General features: G+C 63.3%; 3 protein-coding genes. 2 read left to right on the top strand and 1 reads right to left on the bottom strand.

The features are described from left to right. Positions 1-320, top strand: a 320-nt coding sequence (locus tag V3572_RS08680) for a hypothetical protein (RefSeq protein ID WP_332110593.1), incomplete at its 5' end; no start/stop codon positions are given. A 581-nt stretch (positions 321-901) separates the two neighbouring features. Then, on the top strand, positions 902-2,242 hold the full coding sequence (locus tag V3572_RS08675) for a glycoside hydrolase family 18 protein (protein ID WP_332110592.1): 1,341 nt from the start codon (positions 902-904) through the stop codon (positions 2,240-2,242). A gap of 17 nt (positions 2,243-2,259) precedes the next feature. Here V3572_RS08675 and asnS read toward each other — a convergent pair whose 3' ends face one another. Next, positions 2,260-3,645 carry an asparagine--tRNA ligase gene (gene asnS / locus V3572_RS08670; RefSeq protein WP_332110591.1) on the bottom strand — a complete coding sequence of 462 codons (1,386 nt, stop codon included), beginning with the start codon at positions 3,643-3,645 and terminating at the stop codon, positions 2,260-2,262. Between the last annotated feature and the right edge of the window lie 349 nt (positions 3,646-3,994).

Genomic DNA, 3,994 nt, shown 5'->3' with positions numbered 1-3,994 from the left:
TGCGTCTCGAATTACCCGACTCGCTATTTAATTGTCAAAGATCACGGCCGTCTGGAGCTTTTCATGCTCGTTTTCGTCTCGGCCCTTCCGCCATCAGGCGGACGTACTTCTTAGCCGCCCTGGGCGTCTCTGTCAACCGGAAAATGTTTTGTTCCGAAAAAAGTGTTTTTCCCGAAACCGCGTTTCCCCGTCAGCCAGAAGCGGAGGTATATGGAGATGGCCCGCCGGTGTCAACACGAAAGTTTCATAAATCTCAAAAACCTTCACAGGGCCTCTCCCCTGTCCTTCATAACTTCTTAATTTCATTGATTTTCACCTGAAACGCGGGGTACCTCGCTCCCCTGCCCCATGGCCCTGAAAAGCGGCCCGGAAGAGTCCGTGGGCCGCCCCCAAACGCCCCGCAACCTCGGCTCTCCCTTCCGGGCCATGAAAAACGTGCCGGGAACGCCTCCTTTCCGGCCCGCTCAAGCACCCCCTCCATCCCAATGCCGATCACAAAACAGCCGCACTCTTCCTGTGACCCCGTCCATTGCGCCCGGACAGAACCGGCCCGACCACGGTCAGCATCAGGCAGCCCGCCTTTTGCCGTGCCGCCAGGCCGACCCCGCGGGGTGATCCCCAACCGCAGGGCCGGTGACGCCCTTTTGTGAAACAAACGCCCGCGCTTACCGCCCGGCCGCGCCGAACCAGCAGGGTGGTCCACAAACCCTGGAACGGGAACGCCTATGCGTGGGACCTCAGCCCCGGCATTCCATAAATCCTGGAATCTCCCATCTCTCTATGGCATCAACATCCTGAATTACCGAACTCTTTACGCCTGTTTGGTCTGGCTTCCCTTTTGCTAGTCATTTTCCCCGGAAGACACCTCCCCGTAAACAACGTCGTGTCCGGGAGAACATGCATGGCGGATTCATCGACCAATCGGGCGGGACGTCGGCCCCTCGGGGCCCGGTTTTTCCTGGCCCTGGCCTTTCTCTGCTGCCTGTCCGCGCCCGTCCACGCCGGGAGCTTCAACTCCCGCATCGTGGGCTATTTCGTCCAATGGGGCATCTACGCCCGCGATTACGAGCCCGCCGACATTCCGGCCCAAATCCTGACCCACATCAATTATGCCTTCATGGCCGTCAATGCCGAAACCGGCCAGCTCTCTTCCTATGATGCCTGGGCCGACCTCCAGAAGGTCTTCGCGGCCAAAAACGGGCTTCCGGCCCAAACCTGGGATCAGTCCGCAGCCAATCTGGCCGGGAATTTCGGACGTCTGCGCGATCTCAAGGCCCTGTATCCCCACATGAAAGTGCTCCTTTCCGTGGGCGGCTGGACCTTGTCCGGCCCCTTTCCGGCCGTGGCCGCCGACGCGGCCAAGCGTCAGGCCTTCGCCGCATCGGCCGCCGACTGGGTCTCCGGACAAGGCTTCGACGGCATCGACATCGACTGGGAATATCCGTCCCTGGCCGACCGGGACAACTTCTCGGCGCTCATCGAGGCCACCCGTCAGGCCCTTGACGCCAAGGGACTGGCCGACGGCAAGACGTATCTTCTCACCGTGGCCGCACCGGCCGGGCCGTCCAACATGGCCGTGTGGGACTTGGCGCGTCTGGCCCCGTCCCTCGACTGGTTCAACATCATGACCTACGACTACCATGGCGGCTGGGACGCCACGACCGGCCACCTGGCCCCGCTTTACGAGAATCCGGCCGATCCCTCCGCCGACCGGGCCACATGGAACGCCGACTGGGCCGTGCAGGCCTACCTGGCGGGCGGGGTTCCGGCGCAAAAGATCCACCTCGGCATCCCTTTTTACGGCCGGTCCTGGGAGGCCGTCCCGGCCACGGACAACGGCCTGTTCCAGTCCGGACAGGCCGGTCCGAACCTGGGGGTGGCCGGAAACTGGGAGAATGGGGTTTTGGACTACTGGAAGGCGATGGACATCGCCCGGGACGGGAGCCATGCCGTCAACTTCGACACGGCCGCGCGGGCGCCCTTCATCTACGGCGCGAACCTGTCTTCGGGACTTGCTTCCGGCGGGCTGTTCGTGACCTTCGAAAACACGGCCTCCCTGACCGAAAAACTGGCCCGGGCCAAAACCCTGGGCCTTGGCGGGGTCATGTTCTGGGAGCTTTCCGGAGACGTGCGCGACGTGACGGACGCCGACAGCCTGCTTGGGCTCATGGCCCGGACCTTGACGACGGACGCTGCCGCCACATCCATGCCCTGGCTCATGCTCCTGCTCGATGAGTCCTGATCACGCGGCCGTCCCGATCAGAACTCCAGGTGGCGGTAGGTGCGGGGAAAGGGGATCACGTCGCGGATGTTCGTTATCCCGGTCAAAAGCATCAGCAACCGCTCAAACCCAAGCCCGAAACCGGCATGGGGCACGCTGCCGAAACGCCGCAGGTCCAGATACCACCAATAGTCGTCCATGGTCAGCCCCAGTTCGGCCACCCGGGCCTCAAGCACGTCCAGGCGTTCCTCGCGGGCGCTGCCGCCGATGATCTCCCCGATCCCCGGAACCAACACGTCCATGGCCGCCACGGTTCGGCCGTCGTCGTTTTGGCGCATGTAAAACGCCTTGATTTCCTTTGGATAATCAAAAACGATGACCGGACAGCCGCAGTGGACCTCCGTCAGGTAGCGCTCGTGTTCGCTTTGCAAATCCAGCCCGAACCCCACGGGGAACTGGAAGCTCTGCCCGCACCCGGCCAGAATCTCGACGGCCTCGGCGTAAGGCAGGCGCACGAAAGGCCGATCCCGGATGTTGACAAGCCGCCCGGGCAGTTCCTTGTCCACGAACGACGCGAAAAGCTCCACGTCCGAAGCGCAGCGGGTCAGCACCGCATCCGTCAACGACTTGAGCAACGCCTCGCCCAGGTCCATGTCGTCGGCCAGATCGGCAAAGGCCATCTCCGGTTCGAGCATCCAGAACTCGGCCGCATGGCGCGAGGTGTCGGAATGCTCGGCCCGAAATGTCGGCCCGAACGTGTACACGTCCCCCAGGGAACAGGCGAAGACCTCGGCGGCCAATTGGCCGGACACGGTCAGGTAGGCGTCCTTGCCGAAAAAATCCCGGGCCGTCCGCTCGGCCGCTGAAAGTCCCACCTCGTCCTGCGGCGAAAACGACGTCACCCGGAACATCTCCCCCGCCCCCTCGCAATCCGAATCCGTCAAAATGGGCGAATGCACGTAGGCGAAACCCCGGGCATGGAAAAACTCATGGATGGCGAAGGACATCTCCGACCGAATCCGAAACAGCGCCCCGTATTTGTTGGTGCGCGGTCGCAGATGGGCGATGGTGCGCAAAAATTCATCCGAATGGCGCTTCTTCTGGAGCGGATAGGACTCCTGGTCCGCCGCGCCGATCAACTCCACCCCGGCAGCCCGTATCTCCCAGCGCTGGCCCTTGCCCGGCGAGGCGACCAGTTCCCCACGCACGGCCACGGCCGAGCCCACGCCCATATCCTTTAATAAGGAAAACCCGTCCGTGCCAGCATCGGCCACCACCTGGATGTTGGCCCGGCAGGAGCCGTCGTTTACCTCGAGAAAGGAAACATCCTTGGCGTCGCGGCGCGTGCGCACCCAGCCCTTGACGAGAATGTCGGGCCGCCCGGCGTCGCCGCGCAAGGCCGTGTCGATCTTGGTCCGTTTCATGCCCCTCTCTTTCCCACGACCCGCCCCCCCAAGGCAAGGCCTTGGGGGCGGCGCGGAGAATCGGGGCTGCCGCCCCGTACCCCGCCCGGGGGAAATCATTTCCCCCGGCCCCCCTGATATCGTGGGCCTTTCCGGTGCAGCGTCGCTGCACCGGAAAGGCCCACGAAGATCATGGTGGTACGGGAACATGCTGTCGCCCTCCCGCGGACGCGAAGCGCGCCCTGCCTGTGGCCGAAGTGCCAGGCGCAAAGCCCCTGACGCTTCAAGCCATGGCAATCCGAGACACCGCCCGCGGACGCGAAGCGCGACGAAGTTTTCGAAGGGGGGTCAAGGGGGGAAACCTTTTTCA

Origin of the sequence: Desulfolutivibrio sp. (assembly GCF_036584575.1) — a bacterium.
Taxonomy (GTDB): domain Bacteria; phylum Desulfobacterota; class Desulfovibrionia; order Desulfovibrionales; family Desulfovibrionaceae; genus Desulfolutivibrio.
This window is presented reverse-complemented; position numbering and strand designations above follow the sequence as displayed.